This window comes from Amycolatopsis sp. lyj-112 (genome assembly GCF_046549055.1).
Taxonomy (GTDB): Bacteria; Actinomycetota; Actinomycetes; order Mycobacteriales; family Pseudonocardiaceae; genus Amycolatopsis.
In genome coordinates, this window is sequence record NZ_JAJPWS010000004.1 from 268,012 (window position 1) to 287,896 (window position 19,885).

20 protein-coding genes are annotated in these 19,885 nt (G+C 69.2%); 3 read left to right on the forward strand and 17 right to left on the reverse strand.

Annotated elements, in window-relative coordinates; translation table 11 throughout:
- Positions 1–98: 98 nt before the first annotated feature.
- Complete coding sequence (locus tag ACLJRL_RS17045; RefSeq protein ID WP_410657156.1) at positions 99–821, reverse strand: TetR/AcrR family transcriptional regulator; 723 nt, start codon at positions 819–821, stop codon at positions 99–101.
- 82 nt (positions 822–903) lie between these two features.
- On the opposite strand from ACLJRL_RS17045, the gene ACLJRL_RS17050 reads away from it, so the two are divergent.
- On the forward strand, positions 904–2,382 hold the full coding sequence (locus ACLJRL_RS17050; protein WP_410657439.1) for a carotenoid oxygenase family protein: 1,479 nt from the start codon (positions 904–906) through the stop codon (positions 2,380–2,382).
- A 55-nt stretch (positions 2,383–2,437) separates the two neighbouring features.
- Here ACLJRL_RS17050 and ACLJRL_RS17055 read toward each other — a convergent pair whose 3' ends face one another.
- The 6 genes from ACLJRL_RS17055 to ACLJRL_RS17080 form a co-directional block, all read right to left on the reverse strand.
- The gene (locus ACLJRL_RS17055) at positions 2,438–5,197 is read right to left on the reverse strand and encodes a DUF5682 family protein (RefSeq protein WP_410657157.1); all 2,760 of its coding nucleotides are present in this window, start codon (positions 5,195–5,197) and stop codon (positions 2,438–2,440) included.
- Positions 5,194–6,306 (reverse strand): ATP-binding protein, encoded by a 1,113-nt coding sequence (locus ACLJRL_RS17060; RefSeq protein WP_410657158.1) that lies wholly within the window; start codon positions 6,304–6,306, stop codon positions 5,194–5,196. Before ACLJRL_RS17060 ends, ACLJRL_RS17055 begins: the two co-directional genes overlap by 4 nt.
- 30 nt (positions 6,307–6,336) lie before the next feature.
- Entirely contained in the window at positions 6,337–7,719 is a 1,383-nt protein-coding gene (locus ACLJRL_RS17065) for a VWA domain-containing protein (RefSeq protein WP_410657159.1), read from the reverse strand.
- The gene (locus tag ACLJRL_RS17070) at positions 7,716–9,104 is read right to left on the reverse strand and encodes a hypothetical protein (protein ID WP_410657160.1); all 1,389 of its coding nucleotides are present in this window, start codon (positions 9,102–9,104) and stop codon (positions 7,716–7,718) included. The genes ACLJRL_RS17065 and ACLJRL_RS17070 overlap by 4 nt, the downstream gene beginning before the upstream one ends.
- Complete coding sequence (locus tag ACLJRL_RS17075; RefSeq protein WP_410657161.1) at positions 9,104–9,607, reverse strand: hypothetical protein; 504 nt, start codon at positions 9,605–9,607, stop codon at positions 9,104–9,106. Before ACLJRL_RS17075 ends, ACLJRL_RS17070 begins: the two co-directional genes overlap by 1 nt.
- 104 nt (positions 9,608–9,711) lie before the next feature.
- Complete coding sequence (locus ACLJRL_RS17080; protein ID WP_410657162.1) at positions 9,712–10,368, reverse strand: haloacid dehalogenase type II; 657 nt, start codon at positions 10,366–10,368, stop codon at positions 9,712–9,714.
- Positions 10,369–10,440: 72 nt separating this feature from the next.
- On the opposite strand from ACLJRL_RS17080, the gene ACLJRL_RS17085 reads away from it, so the two are divergent.
- Positions 10,441–10,983 (forward strand): CGNR zinc finger domain-containing protein, encoded by a 543-nt coding sequence (locus ACLJRL_RS17085; protein ID WP_410657163.1) that lies wholly within the window; start codon positions 10,441–10,443, stop codon positions 10,981–10,983.
- A gap of 203 nt (positions 10,984–11,186) precedes the next feature.
- A complete protein-coding gene (locus tag ACLJRL_RS17090; protein WP_410657164.1) occupies positions 11,187–11,816 on the forward strand; it encodes a DUF6801 domain-containing protein in 630 nt (209 codons plus the stop codon).
- A 4-nt stretch (positions 11,817–11,820) separates the two neighbouring features.
- Here the strand turns inward: ACLJRL_RS17090 and ACLJRL_RS17095 are convergent, their stop codons facing one another.
- The 10 genes from ACLJRL_RS17095 to ACLJRL_RS17140 all read right to left on the reverse strand — a co-directional run bounded on the left by ACLJRL_RS17095 (position 11,821) and on the right by ACLJRL_RS17140 (position 19,845).
- On the reverse strand, positions 11,821–13,131 hold the full coding sequence (locus ACLJRL_RS17095) for an alpha-glucosidase/alpha-galactosidase (protein WP_410657165.1): 1,311 nt from the start codon (positions 13,129–13,131) through the stop codon (positions 11,821–11,823).
- Complete coding sequence (locus tag ACLJRL_RS17100; RefSeq protein ID WP_410657166.1) at positions 13,128–14,066, reverse strand: carbohydrate kinase family protein; 939 nt, start codon at positions 14,064–14,066, stop codon at positions 13,128–13,130. The genes ACLJRL_RS17095 and ACLJRL_RS17100 overlap by 4 nt, the downstream gene beginning before the upstream one ends.
- 12 nt (positions 14,067–14,078) lie before the next feature.
- Complete coding sequence (locus ACLJRL_RS17105) at positions 14,079–14,894, reverse strand: carbohydrate ABC transporter permease (RefSeq protein ID WP_410657167.1); 816 nt, start codon at positions 14,892–14,894, stop codon at positions 14,079–14,081.
- Positions 14,891–15,817: a carbohydrate ABC transporter permease gene (locus ACLJRL_RS17110; protein WP_410657168.1), complete on the reverse strand. Its 927-nt coding sequence runs from the start codon at positions 15,815–15,817 to the stop codon at positions 14,891–14,893. The genes ACLJRL_RS17105 and ACLJRL_RS17110 overlap by 4 nt, the downstream gene beginning before the upstream one ends.
- 9 nt (positions 15,818–15,826) lie before the next feature.
- Positions 15,827–17,125, reverse strand: a complete 1,299-nt coding sequence (locus ACLJRL_RS17115; protein WP_410657169.1) for an ABC transporter substrate-binding protein — start codon at positions 17,123–17,125, stop codon at positions 15,827–15,829.
- A gap of 21 nt (positions 17,126–17,146) precedes the next feature.
- Positions 17,147–18,106, reverse strand: coding sequence for an endo alpha-1,4 polygalactosaminidase (locus ACLJRL_RS17120; protein WP_410657170.1), 960 nt, complete (start codon positions 18,104–18,106; stop codon positions 17,147–17,149).
- A 63-nt stretch (positions 18,107–18,169) separates the two neighbouring features.
- Complete coding sequence (locus ACLJRL_RS17125; RefSeq protein WP_410657171.1) at positions 18,170–18,400, reverse strand: hypothetical protein; 231 nt, start codon at positions 18,398–18,400, stop codon at positions 18,170–18,172.
- A 61-nt stretch (positions 18,401–18,461) separates the two neighbouring features.
- Entirely contained in the window at positions 18,462–18,860 is a 399-nt protein-coding gene (locus ACLJRL_RS17130; protein ID WP_410657172.1) for a hypothetical protein, read from the reverse strand.
- A gap of 8 nt (positions 18,861–18,868) precedes the next feature.
- On the reverse strand, positions 18,869–19,276 hold the full coding sequence (locus ACLJRL_RS17135; protein ID WP_410657173.1) for a hypothetical protein: 408 nt from the start codon (positions 19,274–19,276) through the stop codon (positions 18,869–18,871).
- On the reverse strand, positions 19,273–19,845 hold the full coding sequence (locus ACLJRL_RS17140) for an RDD family protein (protein WP_410657174.1): 573 nt from the start codon (positions 19,843–19,845) through the stop codon (positions 19,273–19,275). The genes ACLJRL_RS17135 and ACLJRL_RS17140 overlap by 4 nt, the downstream gene beginning before the upstream one ends.
- Positions 19,846–19,885 lie beyond the last annotated feature (40 nt).

The window sequence follows — 19,885 nt, forward strand, 5'->3', positions numbered from 1 at the left end:
TCCGCGCACCGGCCGGCAGAACCACCAACCTCAAGCAAGCACGAACACAAACTCGCCGACGCAGGCACCTCAAACACTCTTGGCCCTAACGACCCGAATCACTCACGACTGACGACGAGCGCCTCGATGCCGTCCAGGATGCGTCCGAGACCGAACTCCACGTCGGCCTCCTCCACACCTTCCTCGCCATAGGCTTCACCGGAGACGACGGTGGCGACGCGCGGATAGCCCCGCTCCTGGAGATGCGGCCGCAGGAATTCACTCACCGCCTGCACTCGCTCGGGCGCGCTCGCGTTCACGTCACGAAGCAGGGCCGCGGTGCTGCGCACCCAGCCGTCGACCAGCACCGCGCACCCCATCACGTCACTGGTGCTCAGCTCCGCGTCCGCCATCCCTTCCAGGAAGTTTTCCAGCCAGCCCAGGAGATTCGGCGTGGTCGGCGCGCCGCGGACCGGCAGGTCGATCAGCCATGGGTGCCGCCGGCCGCGTTCGAGCAGCGCGCGGGCCCAGGCGGTGACCGCGGCGCGCCAGTCGCCCGGCACCGGCTCCGGCGGCGGGCCCCAGGCCGCCTCGGCGACCAGGACGAGCAGTTCTTCCTTGGAGCTCAGATAGCGGTACAGCGCGTTGGCCGTGACGCCGAGCCGCTTGGCGATCGACGGCATGGACAGCGCCGCGTAGCCCTCCGCGTCCGCCTGCGCGATCGCGGCCTCGACGATCTGCTCGAGGCTGTAACCCGGTTTCGGCCCCCGCCGGGGCGCCGGAGTGTGCCCCCAGGCCAGCGCGGTGCCCGGCGGCAGCAACTCGATCTTGTCGTCGTCCATCGGGGCATTGTTGCATTCAAAACCGGTAAAGCCATATACTGTTCCCGCCATGCACAGTTACTTGTCGATGGGGGCATCGATCATGAGCGAAGCGAACAGGCGGAACGTGCTCCGGGGAGCGGCCGCGCTGGCGATCGGCGGAGCCGCCGCGACCTACAGCGGCGTACCGGCGGCGTTGGCGAGCGAGAGCGGTTCGATCGGGACGGCGGCGGAGCGGCACCCGTTCCTCGAAGGCGCCTTCGCGCCGGTACGAGAGGAGGTGACCGCGTTCGGCCTGCCGGTCACCGGCCGCATCCCGAAGGACCTGGACGGGCGGTATCTGCGCACCGGGCCGAACGTGCTCGGACTCGAAGATCCGCGCGCCCATCACTGGATGCTGGGCGAAGGGATGGTGCACGGCGTCCGGCTCCGCGACGGGCGTGCCGAGTGGTACCGCAACCGCTGGGTGCGCGCGTCCGGCGTCGCGGCGAAGCTGGGCGAGCCGTATCCGTGGCCGGTTCCCGCGGACGATTTCGCGCCGAACACGCACGTGATCAGCCATCACGGCCGCATCCTCGCCCTCCAAGAGTCCGGCGCGCCGCCGTACGAACTCGACGGCGAGCTGAACACCTTGGGCCCCTTCGATTTCAGCGGTTCACTGGAGGGCTCGTACACCGCGCACACCAAGTTCGACGCCCACGCCGACGAACTGCACGCGGTGACCTATTACCCGACCTGGGACCACGTGCGGCATCTGATGATCGACCGGACCGGCCGCGTCGTACGGACCACGCGAATCCCGGTCACCGACAGCCCGATGATGCACGACTTCGGGCTTACGAAGAACTACGTGGTCGTCTTCGACGTGCCGGTCACCTTCGACCCACAGCCGGGCAAGGTGGTGCCGTACAAGTGGAACATCAACCACCAGGCGAGGGTGGGGGTCATGAAACGGGAAGGCGGGCCGGTCCGCTGGTTCGGTGTGGACCCGGTGTTCTACTCGCATACGCTCAACGCGTACCAGCACGGCTCCTCGGTGGTGATCGACCTGACCACGATGCCGGCGCCCTTCGAGGTGGCGGGCAACCAGGGGTACGGCGGCCCGTCGGCCTCGGGCCCGCCGGTGCTGGAGCGCTGGACGATCGACCTGGTGCGCGGAACGGTGCGGAGGCGAGTGCTCGACGACCGGCCGCAGGAATTCCCGCGCGTCAACGAAAGCTTCGTGTCGCGGCGGCACCGGTACGGGTATTCGGCCTCGCCCGGTGAGCTCTTCGACGTCTACCTGGACAAGCCGGCCACTACCTTCGGCAACGCGCTGATCAAGCACGATCTGCTCGGCGGCCGCTCGGAAGTGCACCGGTTCGGCCGGGGTGCGGACGCGAGCGAGGCGGTCTTCGTACCATCCGCCGGCGGCAAGGCCGAGGACGACGGATACGCCCTCGCCTACGTGAACAACCCCGACCGCAATGCCTCGGACCTGGTGATCCTCTCGGCCCAGGACTTCACCGCGAAGCCCCTGGCCCGCATCCACCTGCCGAAGCCGGTACCGCTGGGCTTCCACGGCAGCTGGGTGGCCGGCTGACGGACCACCTGCCTGGCGTGTCCACAAAAGGACACGCCAGGCAGGGGTGGTCGGATCAAGCGCCGGTCAGCACCTCCTCCAGTGCCGCCGCGGTGCCCGGGTATTGCCCGATCAGCGCCAAGCCGGCGGACCCGGTGCTCCCCCAGGGCTCGTCACAGCCCAGCAGGCCCGCGACCGCGTCGCAGGTGGCCGGGTACGCGGCCAGCAGCGCCACCCCGCTGCCGCCCGCTTTCCTCGGTGCGCGAACGGGTTCCGGCTGTGCCTCCCACGGCGGTACCCACTCGTCGAGCGCCGCGAGGCGGCCCGGGAAGACTCGGCCGGCTTCGCGGATCAGCAACGGCACCAGTTCGGCACCTCGGGAGCGCAGAGTGGTGATCAGCGTCGGCAACCACGGCAGCAGCAACCTGTCCGGGAGCTGGGCGAAGGCGTTCGACACCGCCTCGACGACGAAGTCGGCCAGTCCCGGCGCGGGTTCCAGCGCGTGCACGAAGCCGCTGAGGTAACGCGGATAAGCGGGCAGTACCAAGGGGTTCGCCAGCAGACCTGCGCACCGTTCCCGCAGCTCCGCCCGGGACAGATGGCCGAGCTGGACCTGTGCGGCCCACAGCAGCGCGACCTTCGACGGCTCCTGCGGATGCGATCCGGCCATCGCCAGCTCCAGCTGGGTGCGATCGCACCCCAGCGACAAGGCCAGCGACTCCATGCTGAACAGGAAGCCCAGCATCGCGGCGACCTGCTCGGCACCGGCTTCCTCGTCGGTGAACGCGGCCGGCAGCATGGTGCAGTAGTGCGCATACCCGGTCTTGACGAAGTCCTCGATCCACCGGGGCAGCACCGGCTCGCTGGTCCGGTAGTGCGCCAGCAGCCTCCGCACCCGGCGAAGCACCTCCGGTGCGCCGTCGACGGTGCGTTCGGTGGCCAGCACCTCCAGCGCGCGGGTGCCCAGTTCACCGGCCAGGCGTGGGCTGCGCAGGTACAGCGTCGCGTCCTCGACGGTCGCGAGCACCTTCGCGGCGGTGGCCTGCGGGTGGTACGCGGCACGCCGGAGACGTTGTTCCAGCACCTGTTCGATGCTGACGCCCTCGTACCCCAGCTCGATGAGAGCGCGCTGGTGCGTGCCCAGCGCGAGGTCCCACGACTCCTGGATCGGGCGCTCGCCGAGCCGCCGCTCCCCCATGATCGGCCGCGCCGCGCCGTGCGGCATCAGGTACCGCAGCATCCACAACAGATCCGAGCAGGGCTCGAGCTCCGGCCGGGAGGCGATGTCGAGCAGCGCCCGCTGCACGCCTCGTTGCTGAAGCTTGAGATCCAAAGGTGCGAGCCTGTCGTGCACGTCGCAGGCCAGCGGGGGCAGCGCGTCGTAGCCGACCTGGCCGATCCGGTCGCCGCCCATCATGATCTCGACGATGCGCCGGACGTCACGCCTGCCGGGCACGACGTCCTTCTCGATGCAGGTGACCGCCGCGTCCTGGAAGTCGTAAGGCGTGGGCTTCGCGCGGTCGCGCAGGCCCGCCAGCAGGATCGAGGTCTCGAACACCGCAATGGCGTCGGCGGTCGACGCCAGATAGCCGTTGCGCCGGGCCGCCCGCACGATCTCGACCGACCAGCCCAGCAGTTCGGCCTCGTCCAGCCGGTCCAGCGTCGGCGGTCGCTGGAGGAAACCGGAAAGGTGGTCCGCCGACACCAGATCCGGCGCGGGATCCGCCGGTTCGGCCGGTTTCTTCCGCTTCGGTCCACCCACCTGCCCCTCCAGTTGGAAGGGCTTCACACGGGTGCGCTTGAGGTTCTTCGCCCACTCGGTCGCGGCGATCGACACCGAGCCCCCGGCCAGGCCGAACTGAGCCTCGATCGACGCGTGGCTGGACGGGATCAGCCCGTACTGCCACGTGCTCGCGCTGCGCGGGCTGATCACGAAACCGTCCGTGCCCTCGACGCCGAACTCCGCGACCCGGCTGGCCGCGTGGAAGGCGCCGCAGATGTAGAGGCAGTCGGCGGGATCGGTGTCCGTGCCGGCGAGGTGCTCGCGCATTCTGGTCCACATGTAGCGCTCGCGGTCCTCGTCCACCCGCACCCGGCGGGTATCGCCGGGCGCGAGACGGCGGAACAGGCTGCCGATCAGGAACATCACCTGGCGGTAGGTGTCGTGGTCGCTGTCGCCGAGCGGCACTTCGACGTACTGGTGCCACCACTCCGACCAGTGCCGCACCCGCCCGTGACGCAGCAGATGCTCTTCGAGTTCGGCGAACCGCGGCCGCAGGTCGCCGATCTCGACGCCGACCGCGTCACCGTGCAGCGCGGCCTCCTCCTCGGCGGGCGCCGCGTCCGGATCCGCGGCGGGCGTTTCCCGGTCGTCCCACTGGTAGACGTGATCCGCGGAGCGATCGACGAGGACGAGTTCGACACCCGGGGTGTCCAAGGCATACGCGATCGCTTGGTACTCCGCCGAAGCCTCGGTGATCGGCGCGACCACCGACAGCGGCGCCCACTCGGCCGGGAATCCCTTGACGTCGGTCGCGAACGCCTGCACCGCCACGGGAAGGCGGCAATTGCGCAGTTCGGTCAGCAGCGGCGCCATGTCCTCGCACAGTTCGAGGAAGACCACCTTGGGCTGCTTCTCTCGCAGACGCCGCGCCATCGCCACGGCCGACGCGGGGGAATGGTGGCAGACCGGGAAGATCTCCAGGGGTTCGCGCACGGCGCGGTCGACGTCGTCGACGAGCCCGAGCAGGATGCCCTCCAGCGCGCCGGGCCCGTCGGCGAACACCGCCGCGGCCTCCCGCAACTGGCCGCGCAACGCCTCGAAGGCGCCGCTCACGAGAGAGTGGCGATCGTGTCGCGCCCGCCGTCGAGGAACTCGGGCCAGTCCCCGCCCTCGTCCTTGCTGCGCGGCTCGACGACGCCGTGCAGGTACTTGTTGAGGATGGCCAGATCCTCCGGTTCGCGCCGGGCCAGCGAGCCGACGAGAGAGGACGCGAGTGCGCGCGCGGTCAGCTCACGCTCGCCGAAGAAGTTGCTGTGCAGGACGGCGTCCTCGAGCACGCCGATCTGCTCGGCGGTGGACAGGGCCGATTCCAGCTTCTCGTCGTCGCTGCCCGCCGACGCCGCCGCGGCGCGCAGGTCGCCGAAGCTGCGCAGCAGGACGTCCAGCAGCGTCGGCGGCACGTCCAGCTCGATCTGGTGACGCCGCAGGAGTTCCTCGGTGCGGAAGCGGACGATCTCCGCCTCGCTCTTCTTGTTCGTCACCACCGGGATGCGGACGAAGTTGAAGCGGCGCTTGAGCGCGGAGGACAGGTCGTTGACGCCCCTGTCACGGCTGTTGGCGGTGGCGATCACCGAGAACCCGGGCTTCGCGAAGACGATGCCGTCGCTTTCCAGTTCCGGCACCGAAATGTACTTCTCGGACAGGATCGAGATCAGCGCGTCCTGGACGTCGCTGGTGGACCGGGTCAGCTCCTCGAACCGGCCGATCGAACCGCGTTCCATCGCGGTCATGATCGGCGAGGGGATCATCGACTCCCGGGACTGTCCCTTGGCGATGACCATGGAGACGTTCCACGAGTACTTGATGTGGTCCTCGGTGGTGCCCGCGGTGCCCTGGACGACGAGGGTGGAGTTGCGGGAGATCGCCGAGGCCAGCAGTTCGGCGAGCCAGCTCTTGCCGGTGCCGGGGTCGCCGATCAGCAGCAGGCCCCGGTCCGAGGCGAGCGTGACGATGGCCCGCTCGACGATGCTCCGGTCCCCGAACCACTTCTGCGAGATCTCGCGGTCGAGGCCGTCGGCGCGCTCGGCGCCCAGGACGAACAGGCGCACCATCTTCGGGGACAGGCGCCAGGCGAACGGTTTGGGGCTGTCGTCGACCGACTCCAGCCAGTCCAGTTCTTCGGCGTACTTGAGTTCGGCGGGGGCGCGCAGGACGTCGGACATGTCGTGCCTTTCGAGAAAGTTCAGGGAGGTTCAGGAGGTGAGGAAGGTCTTGAGTTCGTGGACGAGCTTGGTGATGTGGCCGGAGATCACCGGTGTGCCGAGATCCTTGAACCGCTCCCGGAACCACGGGTTGACGCTGCCGCGGCCGGAGCTGGTGACCGAGCCGACCGGGATGAATTTCGCCCCGGAGCGGTGGATCGCGGCCATGCTCTCGAACAGCTGCTCGACGCGGGTCTCGTAGAAGTCGGAAATCCAGATCACCACGGTGTTGGCGGGCTCGGCGATCTTCGGCTGGGCCAGCGCCATGGCGACCATGCCGTCGTTCCCGCCGCCGAGGTTGGTGCGCAGCAACGTCTCGAAGGGATCGTGCACCCATGGCGTGAGGTCGAGTGCCTGGGTGTCGTAGGCGATGAGGTGAACGTCCACTTTGGGCAGTCCGGCGAAGATCGAGGCCAGGACGGCACAGTTGACCATCGAGTCGACCATCGAACCGGACTGGTCGACGACGGCGATGAGCCGTTGGGGCGTGGTCTTGCGCGCGGTCTGCTTGTAGTAGAGGCGATCGACGTAGAGCCGCTCTTCTTCCGGGCTCCAGTTGGTCAGGTTCTTCCAGATGGTGCGGTCCAGGTCCAGGTTGCGGAACACGCGTTTGGGCGGGACGGAGCGGTCCAGCTTGCCGGCCGTGGCCTTCTCGACCTGGGTGCGCAGCACGTCGGCGACCTCGTCGACGAACCGGCGGATCAGCGATTTGGCGTTGGCGAGCGCGACCCCGGACAGATTGTCCTTGTCACGCAACAGTTGTTCGATCAGTGACATACTCGGGCTGAGCTTCGCGGCCAGCGCCGGGTCGGCCAGTACCTCGCGCAGATGCATCCGCTTGACGAGGTCGGCCTCGATGGACCCGAGTTCCGGGCCGATCGGCGGGACCAGCGTACCGAGGTCGGGCGTCCCGCCACCCCCGGTGCCGCCGGCTCCGGTAGGGCTGCTCGGGCCACCGGGCCTGCCGTTGCGCAACTCCCCCGGTTTGCAGCCGAGTGCCCGCTCGAGCCAGGCCGCGTCGGCCTGCCAGCGGGACAGCTGCCCGGCGGTGACCGTTCCCGGTGCCGCGGCGAAGACGTTGAGCAGCACCTTCGACGCCAGTGCAGCGCGCCGTACTTCGGCGGCCTTGTCCCGGCCTTCGTCGCCATCCGGTTCGGGGACCATCAGGCCCTCCAGTTCGGCGGCCAGTTCGGGATGGCGCTGCACCAGCGAGTCGACCCCGACGTGCGGGTCCAGCAACGCCGGCGGCAGGCCGATGTCCTCGACCACGGCGAGGCTCGCCGCTTCGAGGGTGGCCTGCTCCTCGCCGTCGAAGAGGCGACCGAGCAGCCGCCAGTACAGGACCTGGCGGCGGTTGTCGTGGGCCTCGGTCATGTCCGCAACAACCTTCCGGCGCGCTCGCGCAGCACTGCGGCGGCATCCGTGGCGGCCTTCTCCGCCTTGACCCCGGCCTTGTCTTCGGTGCCCCCGGCCCAGGCACCGGCGTGCACGGCGGTGGTCTTCTTGCGCACGGTGGTCTCGACGGCCAGCGGCTGGAGCCGGAAGGCGCCCGCGTCCCACCGCAGCAGACCGATGCACGCGCTCGACGTCGCGACCGCCTTCGGGGTCAGCGGGCCGGCGGTGGGAAGGCGATCGGTGTCCACGGCCAGGTGGTGGCCGGAGAAGGTGAACGCCGGCGCCTCCTCATCACCCTCGATGCCGTAACCCTCCAAGAAGACGGGGACGGCGATGCGGGCCGGGTGCCGGTCCAGCGGCGCTGTCGCCGAAGTGGTGGCGGTGGTCAGGGCGACGCGGGCGGTGGTGAAGGCGTCGGCGGGCTCGCCGAGCCGGGCGTGCTCGTCCTGCCAGAGAAGGTCGCCCTCGGCGGTGACCGGCATGTCGGCGAGGTCCATCGAACGGCCTTCGCTGACCGCCGTGAGCAGGGACAGCCGCGGGCGCAGCAGCTGCCAGATACCCGCGCCGATGATCGTGTCGGGTTTGGGCGCGGACACGCTCGCCCGCACGAGGCGCGGCGCGGTGCCGTCCTCGGGTTCGAACACCGCGTGCACCTGGGCCTGCGCGGCGGTGGAGTGCTCCAGAAGGTCGACACCGAGCGGCAGGAGCCGACCGGTGACCGTGCCGATCGCGGGCGTCGAGGCCACGCCGGGCAGGGTCAGCAGCATCCCGCGCGACCACAGGTCGGCCCAGCGACGGATCGGCACGCGTTCCAGCGCCGCCCCCGGGCACGACGCGGCGAGTTCGGCCGCGAAACCGTCGAGGAGGACAGCCAAGCGACGCAGGCTGGGTTCCGCTAGCAGCGCGGAAATCATCGGTGCGGCACCGGAAACGAGATCGTGGTCGATGCCCTGCCACCCGGCACGAGCCAGATCGGACAGCCAGGATCGGGCGGCGGCCAGCAGATTCGGCGACTCGGTCTCGGTGGTTCCCGAAACGGCTTCCTCGCCGAAGGGACGGCCGGTCGCTTCGGTGACCCTGGCCAGCAGGGCGTCGTGGACCGAGCCGAACACCGCGATCCGTGCCACCGCAAGGGAAACGAAGTGTTCCTCCCCTGCGGCTCCGGCGGCGGTCTTCTCGGCGGCCTCGGCGACCCGGACCGCCAGTGGCGAGCCCGCGACGGCGTCGGCAAGCTCGGTCAGACCGGTGATCTGCGCGGGTTGAGGACGAAGCAGCCCGGAGACGAGCACCCTGTCGAAGGCGTCGACGGCCGTCAACGCCTCGTCGAGACCGGCGAGGGGATCGCTGAGCAGGTCGGTGCGCATCACACCACCGCCCTGGTCGGCGGGAACCACTGCAGTTCCGGCACCGGCGCCGTCGACGGGGCGAATTCGAGATAGGCGAGATGCCGCAGGAACTGGCTGAAGACGGACGCGGCGGCGGCGTTGTCCCCTTGAGACGGCCGGGTGCCGCTCATCGTTCCGGCGATGACCTGGGCGGTCAGTTCATCGGCCGCGACCTCGACCCGCAGATACCGCGCGACGCGCTCGGCGCCGTATTGCAGCACCGCTTCGGTGATCAGGGCGAGGATGTGGTTGCAGAACATGCCCCGTGCCCCGCCGCAGGGCCGGTTGTTGTTGGTACTGCAGGCGAATTCGTACGTGCTCGCGGCGACCGACGAGACGTACACCCGCCCGATGTCCGAGCCGCTGGACACCACGCCCTGCACCCGGCCGTCGGCCAGTTCGACGAACGGGACCTTGGCGAGCTTGCGCGGGCGGGCGGGTGGCAGCACCCGGGCCGTGCTCGCTCTTTCCCAATCTGACAACGCATCTTCTCCTTGCGGCCGTGACTCGGCGGGGACGAGGAAGAATCTAGCGAAGCCCACCGACAGTTCCGATCACCTCCGCGAAATCGGCGCCTACCCGCTGGTCAGGCTTCGCCGAGCTGCTCGGCGAGGTCGGCGAGACCTTCGGCATGGAGGTCGAAGTGATCCGAGGCCGACGGCGGGTCCCCGACCGGCCTGGCGACGTAGGCCGTGCGCAGGCCGGCTTTCTGCGCCCCTCGCAGATCCCACGCATGCGCGGCGACCATCAGCAGGCGTTCCGGCGCTACGCCGGATACCCGGATCGCGAGCTCGTAGACGGCCGGATCCGGTTTGTACGTCCGCGCGTCCTCCGCGGAAAGCGCCTGATGCCAGCGCAGGCCGGCGTGGGCGTTGATGCCCAGAAGCGCCGTGCGGCCGGCGTTGGAGAGCCCGATCAGGGGGAAGCGCTCGGCGAGGCGGGCAAGACCGTCCACAGTGTCCGGCCAGGGCGGCAGCCGCCGGGCAGCCATCGCGAGCTTTTCGAGATCACCTTGGCAGGCGTCGGCGACGAGTTGGGCGGCTTCACGGTCGATCACCTCGCTGGTGACATACGGCCTGCTTCCGTCGACGATCCTTCGCTGCTCGGTTTCGACGTGGTGCTGCCACAGCCGCAGAAGCTCGTCGGCATCCGCGTGCGGCGCGGCGTCCTGGATTCCGGCACGGATTCCGGCGGGTTCGTCGACGAGCGTGCCGAGCACGTCGAACACCAAGGCGTGGGTCATGGACCAGACCTCCCGGTAAGGGTTAAAGTAGCCGTTAATCGCGAACGTACGAGAGGTCGGTAAGGGATGCAAGTGGCTTTGGACGATTACGTCCGGACGGCGGGCATCGCGACGGAGCTGGTCAACACGACTGCCGAGGTCTGGCACGGCGTAGACCACCTGCCGGACCTCGACGCTCTCGTGGCTTTCGCGGAGCCGCACGGACTGGCCGAACTCGCCGGGCGCGCGCGAGCCACCGACCTCCGGGCCGTTCACCGGCTGCGCGCCACGGTGCGGGAACTGATCGATCACCCCGATCGCGAGCGCCTCATCGCCGGTGCCTCCGCGCTCACCACGACCGTCGGCCAGGTCACCCTCGACGCCCGGACTCGATGGGCCGTGTCGCTTCGGCCGAGGGCGACCCTCTCCGACGCGCTCTCGTTGATCTGCGGCGTGGGCGTCCTCGGCGTCGTCCAGACTCTCGGCGAGGACCGGTTCCGCGCTTGTAGCGCACCTACCTGCAGCGGTGCGTTCATCGACACCACGCGACCCGGCCGGCGGCGGTACTGCATGCCGGGCTTGTGCGGGAACCGCGTCAATGTCGCCAACCATCGGGCCCGCCAGGCTCGTGAGTGATTTGGGTCGTTAGAACGACCCGAATCACTCACGACCACCTTTGTCACACAGAATCTCACCCGCCGACCCTGCCGCAGATGACAAGAAAAACGGTCCCGGAAATTCTGGATCGATACGAACGGAAAACCGCGTTGTTAAGCCATTTCTCTCGCCTTAACATTCCGGAAACCCTATTTCCGTTCCGCGATTCCCCGGAGGTTCCCGTGGCCACTGTTCTGCGCGCGAGACGTCGAGCCCTGTTTTCCGGCGTATTGGTGGCCGCGACCGCCATGGTGGCTTTGCCCGCGGCCACCGCCGAAGCCGCCGCCCCCGCCCGGGCGACCGGCCCGGTGACCAAAGCGCTCACCTTCACCTGCGAGTTCCCGCTGATCGGAGCCCATCAGGTCACCGCGAACGTCTCGGCGGTCTTCCCCGGCTCGGTGGCCGCCGGCTCGCCGATCGACGTCACCGATTTCTCCGTGGGGGTCTCACTCGAAGGAGACGTCCTCACCGCCCTGAATCTGATCGGCGCGGCGACCATCGAGGGAACCGCGGCGGCGAACGTCGACGTGGATTACAACGGCACCGAACTCGGCGTCACCCTCAATGGCCTCGCTTTCCCGTCGACCCCGGTACCGGAAACCGGTCCTTTGGCGATAGCCATCACCGGCCCGATTCCCGGCCTCACCGTGAAGAACTCCGGCACCGTCGCGTTCGCCGTCGGCGGCGCGTTCACCGGCCAGGTGACGCCGCGAAGGGCAGACGGGTCGCCGACCGATCTCGGCACCTTCCCGCTGCCCTGCGGCCTGGACGCCGGTCAGGATCCGGCGCTCGCCGTCGTCACGGTGAGCTGAACGCTCAGCGGCCGAGGACCGCGCGCAACGCGGGCTGGAGACGGTCGCCGTGCGCGCGGACCAGGTCGTCGCACAGTTCCCAGATCGTCTCGACCGGTAGCGCGGCCGCGGTGGCGGGGTCGGTCATCGCGGCGTGCCGGATGTGGCGCGGGTCGTCCTCGATCGCCGCGCGCACGACGAGGTCGTTGACACTCAGATAAGTCCGGTTGAGCGCCGCCAGTTGCGGCGGCAGTGCGCCGACCCGGGTCGGCCGGACGCCGGTGGCGTCGACCAGGCACGGTACCTCGACCACGCCACCGGCCGGCAGGTTCTCGATCAGGCCTCGGTTGACGACGTTGCCGTAGACCGTGCGCGGCGTGCCGGTGACCAGGCTGTGGATGATCTGCGGCGCGTACTCGTTCGTGCCTTCGACGGGCAACGGCTCGTCGGCTTCGGTCGCCTGCCGGGTCCGCTCGTACTCGGCCTCGTTCTCCGCCACGATGTCGAGGTACGCCCCGACGGGCAGCCGAAGCCGTTCGATTTCGGTGTCGTGCTTCAGATACCAAGGCACGTACTCGGCGGAGTGCTCGCTGGTCTCCGTGGGGTAGTAGCCGAGCCGCCGGAACATGTCGAACCGGACCCTCCGCCGAAGCTCGGCATCGTTTTCGGCCAGCTCCGCGAGCCTCGGGTAGAGGTCCGTGCCGCGGTGCTCGAACCGCAGCACCCAGGCCTGGTGGTTGACTCCGGCCGCAACGTACGTGACCTCGTCGAACGGCACACCGACGAGCTCCGAGAGCCCGTGCACGGTCCAGTAGACCGAGTGGCACAGCCCGACGACCCGCGTCAGGCCGGTCGCCTCGGCCAGGTACTGGACGTTCATCGCCATCGGGTTCGTGTAGTTCAGCAGCCACGCCTCCGGGCAGACGTCGGCGATGTCCCGGCCCAGTTCCGCGAGGAACGGGAAAGTCCGCAGGGCGCGGAAGATCCCGCCGATGCCGAGCGTGTCACCGATGGTCTGGCGCACGCCATGACGCGCCGGGACGGCGAAGTCGGTGCGGGTCGCCTCGCCCATCCCGATCTGGACCATGTTGACGACGAAGTCCGCACCGGCCAAGGCTTCCCGCCGGTCGGCGTGCGCGGTGAGCACCGGCTTCATCCCGCGCGCGGCGGCGATCTGCCGGGCCGCGGCCAAGGCGGTCGCCAGCCGTTCCGGGTCGATGTCGTGCAGCGCGACGTGCACGCCGTCCAGCTCCGGATAGGCGAACAGATCGGCGAGCAGGCCTTGGGTGAACACGACGCTCCCGGCGCCGACGAAGGTGATCTTGGGGGTGGTCATGCGAGTTCCGATCCGGTGCGTTCGAGGTGGACGAGGACGTCGTCCCACGTGGCCTGGCCGTCCGTGCCGCCACGGGCGCGGACGGAGAAACCGCCGCAGACGATCCCGCAGCGCAGCGCCGTTTCCAGCGGCAGCCCGGCCAGGACGCCGGCGAGGAACCCTGCGTTGAAGCTGTCCCCGGCGCCGACGGTGTCGACAGCCTCGGACCGGAGACCTGCAGCTGTGACGACTTGGCCGTCGCGGTGCGCGAACGCGCCGTCGGCACCGTCTTTGACCACGACGGCCGGGCCGCCCGCGGCCAGCTGCCGGGCGCCTTCCCGTGCGTCGTCCGCGCCTGTCAGCCGGCTCGCCTCCGCGGCGTTGGGCAGCAGGAAGTCCGTCTCCCCCAGCAGGTTTCCAACTTCCCAGGCCCCGGCCGGGTCGTCGTTGGTGTCGACCGATGTCGTCGCGCCATGCCCGCGGGCGGTGCGCAGCAGTGCGGGCAACGCCGGCGCGAGCTTCGGGAGCAGGAAGTACGACGAGGAATGGACGTGCCGGCTCACGGCGAGCAGTTCCGGTGGGACGTCGTCGGCGGTGATCGCGGCGAGCGTGCCCGGCGAGGTGATGATGGCGCGGTCGCCGTCACGGGTCAGCACGGTGGTCAGCGGCGTCGGCAGGGCCGGGTCGATCCGCAGCGCGCCGGTGTCGACGCCGCGTTCCTCGAGGGCCTCACGGACGAACCGGCCGGCGGCGTCGTCGCCGACGCGCCCGGCCATGGCGACCTTCAATCCCAGCCGGGCGGCGCCGGCGGCGGTGATCGCGCCGGAGCCGCCGAGGGTGAGCACGCCGGAGTCGGCGAGCTGTTCCCGCTGGCCGAATTCCAGGTCTGTCCTCAGCGGACCCATGATGACGTCGGGGTTGGCGTCACCGACCACGAGCAGGTCGAAACGGTGCATGAAACGAGCTTCCTAACCTTTGAGGCCGCTGGAGGTAATGGACTGGATGAACGTCTTCTGCGCGCCGAGGAAGGCCAGCAGTACCGGCAGCACGGTGATCACGTTGCCCGCCATCACCGCGGCCCAGTTGGTGTGATGCTGCCCCTGGAACGTCGTGAGGCCCAGTTGCAGCGTGTAGTTCGTGTCGTGGTTGAGCGCGATCAGCGGCCAGGTCAGGTCGTTCCAGGTGCTGAGGAACGTCAGCACGGCCACGGTGCTCAGCGCGGGCAGCGACAGCGGCAGCACGATCGTGAACAGCACGCGAAGCCGCGAACAGCCGTCGATCCACGCGGCCTCTTCGAGTTCCCGTGGCAGGGAAAGAAAGAACTGGCGCAGCAGGAACACCGCGAACGGCGTCACCAGCGACGGCACGATCAGCGCGCCCAGGCTGTCGATCAGGCCGAGCCGCTTCATCACCAGGAACGTCGGGATCATGGTCAGCTGGAACGGGATCGCCATCGTCGCCACCATCAGCGCGAGCAGCACTCGCGAGCCGGTGAACCGCATCCGCGCGAACGCGTACCCGCCGAGCGCGCCGAAGATCAGGTTCGACACCACGGTCACCGCCGACACGATGAGCGAGTTCGTGAACCAGCGCGAGAAAAGCGCGTTCTCGAGCACATAGCGATAACCCGCGAAGTCCACTTCGGACGGCCACAGCGAGGGCGGGAACCGGTTGATCTCCGCGTTGCTCATCACCGAACTGAGCAGCAGCCACACCAGCGGCGCCGCGAACACCAGCGCCAGCGGCACCAGCAGCAGATGCCAGGGACTGAACCGGGCGGTCACCGGAGCACCTTCCGGGAACGGCGGAGCACCCGGACGACGACCACGACCACGAGCAGGGCCAGCGCGAGCACGTAGGCGGACGCCGCGCCGTAGCCCGCCGTGAAGTTCTTGAACGCCTGCTCCCAGACGAAGAAGACGATCACCGTGGTGGAGCCGAGCGGGCCGCCCTTGGTCGTCACGTACACCAGATCGAACACCTGCAGCGACGTGATCAGCTGCCACAGCACGAGAAACGCCGTCACCGGGGTGACCGCGGGCAGCGTCACGTGCCGCAGTACCCGCCACGTGCCCGCACCGTCCAGGCGTGCGGCCTCGACCAGCGACGGCGAGACGTCCTGTAGCGCGGCCAGGTAGACCACGACGCAGAATCCGGTGCCGCTCCACAGCGTGATCCCGACCAGCACCAGCATCGCCTGCGCCGGGTCGGTCAGAAACCCTTGCGGGGACACGCCGAGGTGGTGCAGCAGCGAGTTGGCCGCGCCGAACTGCGGATCGAGGATAAAGGAGAACAACACGCCTTGGGCCGTCGCCGAAAGCACGAACGGGACGAAGACGAGCGTCCGGTACAGCCCGATCAATCGGATGCGCCGGTTCAGCGCCTGCGCCAACAGGAATCCGAAAAGGACACTCAGCGGGACGTAGAGAACCGTGTACAGCAAGGTGTTCCCGACAGCCTGGGCGAAACGCGGGTCTTGGGCGAGTGCCGTGTAGTTGTCGAACCCGACGAACCGGCTCGGGGTCACGAGGTCGTCGGCTTGGAAGGACAACAGCAGCGACCAGGCCACGGGCACCACGCCGAGGCCGAGGATGATGAGCACGGCAGGGGAAACGTAGGCCCACGCCACCGCGGTCTCGCGACGGCGACGGCTTTTCGCGTGTCGTCTCGCGGGTGTGACGGTGATCGGGCTCGGCAGTCCGGGCATGGCGGCTCCCTATCGGGGAATGATCAGGGCGGCGTCGGCGGCCTTGGCACACTCGCGCAGCGCGTCGGCGGGCGTCGCCTCGCCGAGCAGCACGGCGACGATCGCGGTACCGAGCGCCGCCGACACCTGCGGGTAGGCCGGATGCACCGGCCGGACCCGGGCGTGTTCCAGTGCGTCGACGAACACCGGCAGTCCCGGCGTTTCGGCGGTTTTTTCTTGCCACGCGGGCAGTTCCTGCGTCCGACGGCTCAGCGGGAGACTGCCGGCGCCGACGTCCCAGCGGACGTCCTGGGCCGGATCCGCCAGCCAGGACAGGAACGTGCGCGCGGCCCGGACGCGGTCTTGACCGTTGTCGAACAGCGTCCAGGTGTCCGGCCCGGAGATGGTCATGGGGCGGCGGGTGAAACTCGGCAACGGCACGATCGTGTAGTCGATCCCGGCGTCGGCGATGTCGGGCAGCTGCCAAGGCCCGGTGACGACCATGCCGAGGTTGCCGCCCCCGAACGCCTGGTACATCTGCTCGCCGCCGGGTTTCGGGTCGACGTAGACGCATTTCGCCGCGGCGAGGTCGCGGACGACGTCGAGCGCTCGCACGCCTTGTTCGGCGAACCCGATCCCGCGGCCGCCTTCACCGATGACGTCACCGCCGAGGTCCCACACCATCGGCCAGAGCCGCCACACCGTGTCCTCGTCGCCGGTGCCAGGCCAGCCGGTACCGAAGGTGCCGCTGCTCGCGTCGGTGAGGTTCCTCGCCGTGTCCACGAATTCGGCCCAGGTCCAGCCGGCGGTGGGCAGCGGTGTCCCGGTCTTCTCGAACAGCGCCTTGTTGCACACCACGGCGAGCGAGTCGAGCAACGCCGGGACGGCGCGCACGCGGCCGTTCACGGTGACCGCCTCGCGAGCCGGGACCCAGAAGCCGGGGCCTGCGTCGACGAGGTCGGTGACGTCGACGACCTGAGGACTGCGCGCCACACTGGCGAGATCCGAACCGAAAACATAGGCGATGTCGGGATAGGACCCCGACGCGAGCGCCGCGGTGATCTTCTGCGACATCGCGTCGGCGATCACGCCGCCACCGAGATCGATCCGGATCCCCGGGTGGATCCGGTGGAAGTCCGCGACGAGCGCCTCGAGGACCTTCTTGCCGGTGTCGGTCTGGCCGTGCCAGACCTCGACGGTGACCGGGCCACCGGTACTCCCGGTCGAAGCCGGGGCGCAGCCCGCCACGGCCGCACCGAGCGTCAGTCCGCCGGCCCCGCGCAGGAAACCCCGCCGGTTCAAGGGTACGGACCAGCCACGGACGTCCATCACGTCGTCCTGATCCGCGGGTCAGCAGGTTTTGCGGACGTAGCCGGACGTGCCCGCGGGGACGACGTCGCGGTCACGGCGGACGACGCTGAGCGAAGCCCCCCAACGGTCGCAAGCGTGGGAGAGACCGGCGTCGGTGTATTCGATGACGATCACGTGGTCGCCGAACGCGGGCGTGTACTCGCCGCAGTTGTCCTGCTCGCCGCACTCCTCGGCGACGGCGAAGTCGAGCCCGTTGGCCTGACGCTGCCCGGCCAGTTCCGAGGTGTTCTTCTGCCCGATGGCGAGGCCCTTTTCGTGGGCGTGGGCGGAAAGCAACCGGATGTAGGCCTGGGCGTCGCTGTCGGACAGGAGACCCTGGGAGCGCGTGAAGCTGTCGTAGTTGTCCGGCTCGATCGCCTGGAAACCCTTGGCCGCGCAGCCGTCGACCCAGACGTTCACCTTCGCCGCCACGCGCTGACGCTTGTCCGCGGTGCGCAGGTCGAGCAGGGCTTCGCCCCAGTCCTCGTCCATGACGACGTTCCCGTCGGCGTCGCGCAGCAGGAGGTCGCCCCACTCCCCCTCGGCGTCGGGCTGGGCCTGGAAAGCGTTGACGTAGCAGATGTTGTAGAGACCCGCGGCCGGCTGGGCGGTGTGGTCGCGGCTGACGACCCGCACCCCGGACGGCGGTGCGTAGGCGCCGCCGATCTGATAGTCGAAACCGGCTTTGACCGGCGGCGGGGTGAAGGCGGCCGCGGGCGCCGCCGAAGCCGAACACGCGGTTCCGGCGAGGACGGCGGCACCCAGGACGGCACCTGCGAGGAACTGAACGCGAGAAGTGGGCATCATCGAACTCCGGATGATGGTGGGCACGACCCCGCCTCGGACCACGAGCAGGTCCTGGCGACTCAGTCCGGGCTCGCGGCGAAGGCCGACATACCGGCTGGGCGTACCTCTGGCGTCGGGCGTCCGTTCCGACGTGTCCAGCAGTAAAGCGAGCATCACCGGGCATGTCAAGTGCTCGATAACGCACTTTACCGGTGTCTTATGGACAAGATCGAGCAGTCAGTGGCCCTGCCGGCCTTCGTGTTCCCGGCGGACCCGGGCTTCCCTGCGGCGCAGGTCGGCCCGCTCCAGCCAGCCGTCGACCGCGTCGTAGCCGGCGATACTGATCCCGATCAGGCCGACGATGCCGGTGATCACCGAGGCCGGGATCAGGTCCTGCATCGAACACAGCACGGCCACGCCGCACAGGATGACGCCGATCCCGAGATTCCACTTGCCGAAGCCGCTCAAGCCGTCACCTGTTTCCTGGCAGCGCATGCCGCCCGCTTGTCCGCATTACCGAAGTCACCTGTCAGCCGGGGGTGATGCCGTAGTGCTCGCGGAGAACACCGATCGACGGCGTCCCGTTGAACCCTGCCTGACTTTCGACCACCGAAATCCTGCCGTCTTCGCTGACGAACCGCGAATACACCACAGCCGCGTCCCCCAGCTCCGCCGATGCGGCGAACGCCCGGAGCACACCCTCCATCACCGCCACCACCTCCCGCTCGGTGCCGCCCGCGATCGTGACCGCGCCCTCCCGGCTCGGGTTCCCGAACGACTCTTGGCAGGTGAACTCGGCTGCCGCCACGCCGTCCACGGATTTCGCGGCGGCGGTCAGCGCCTCACACTGGCGTCCGGAACCGCTGCCGCAGGCCGCGACGGTGGCCAAGACCGAGGCCGCAAGGGCGACCGAGACCAAACGCCGCATGCCGCCCCTCAACCAGGGGTGATGCCGTAGTGCTCGCGGACCTCGCGAACCTGGGGCGTGCCGTTGAATCCCACGTCACCCGCGCTGACGATGATCGACGGGTCCTGTGTCTTGTACTTCTGCGGCGTCGACCAACGGTCCTCGAGATCCGGCGACGCGGCGAAGGCCTTCAGGACGGCGTCCATCACCGCGACGGCCTCCTTCTTGTCTGCCGCCTCGATCACCACGTCAGCGCGCTGCCAGCCGCCCCCGAACTGCTCGCTGCAGTCCCACTTCGCGGAGATCACGCCGTCGACCGACATCGCCACCTCGGCGAACGTCTTCTCGCACTTGGCGGCAACGCCCATCGAACACGCCGAAACGGGCAGCACCGACCCCGCCACCACCACGGCGAGCAACCACCATGGTCGCTTCACTGAAGTACGTCCTCTCCGCAGCACTCGCGTAGCCGGCCGGTGGCGCCGACGTCCACGCTGACCCTGACCTGCGACCCGCCCGGCGCCCCACCGCCGCCGGCGAGCGCGCCCCCGATCACGACGGTGAGGAGCAGCGGCATCAGTATCGTCCTGACCAGCATCGCCCAGGGCGCCTTGGCGCCGATCCGGCCACCGTCCGCGACGCGCACGAGCCGGGTGCCGGTGAGAACCGCGCCCAGCGCGCGGCCATTCCGGTAGCACGCGCCGCCGTACAGCAAGGGCACCAAGAACAGGATCGCCACCATCGACAGGGCCAGCACTCCGTTGTCGAGGTTCGCCGTGCGGTCCACTACGGCCAGGACGACGATGCCGACTCCCGCACCGAGCACGAGCACGACGAAATCGACCAGCCAGGCCAGGAACTGCACCCAGGCCTTGGCCTCCACATAGGGGGCACCGTCGCGAAAGGACGCCACCCGCTTGGCCACTCGCGGTCCCAGCAGCCGCTCCACCTGGAGTTTGACGGTCTCCTGCCGAGGGCGCGGCCGACTCGGCCCCGAGACGGTCATGGTCCTCTCCCCCGTCGAACGCCTCTCCACCGAAGGCACG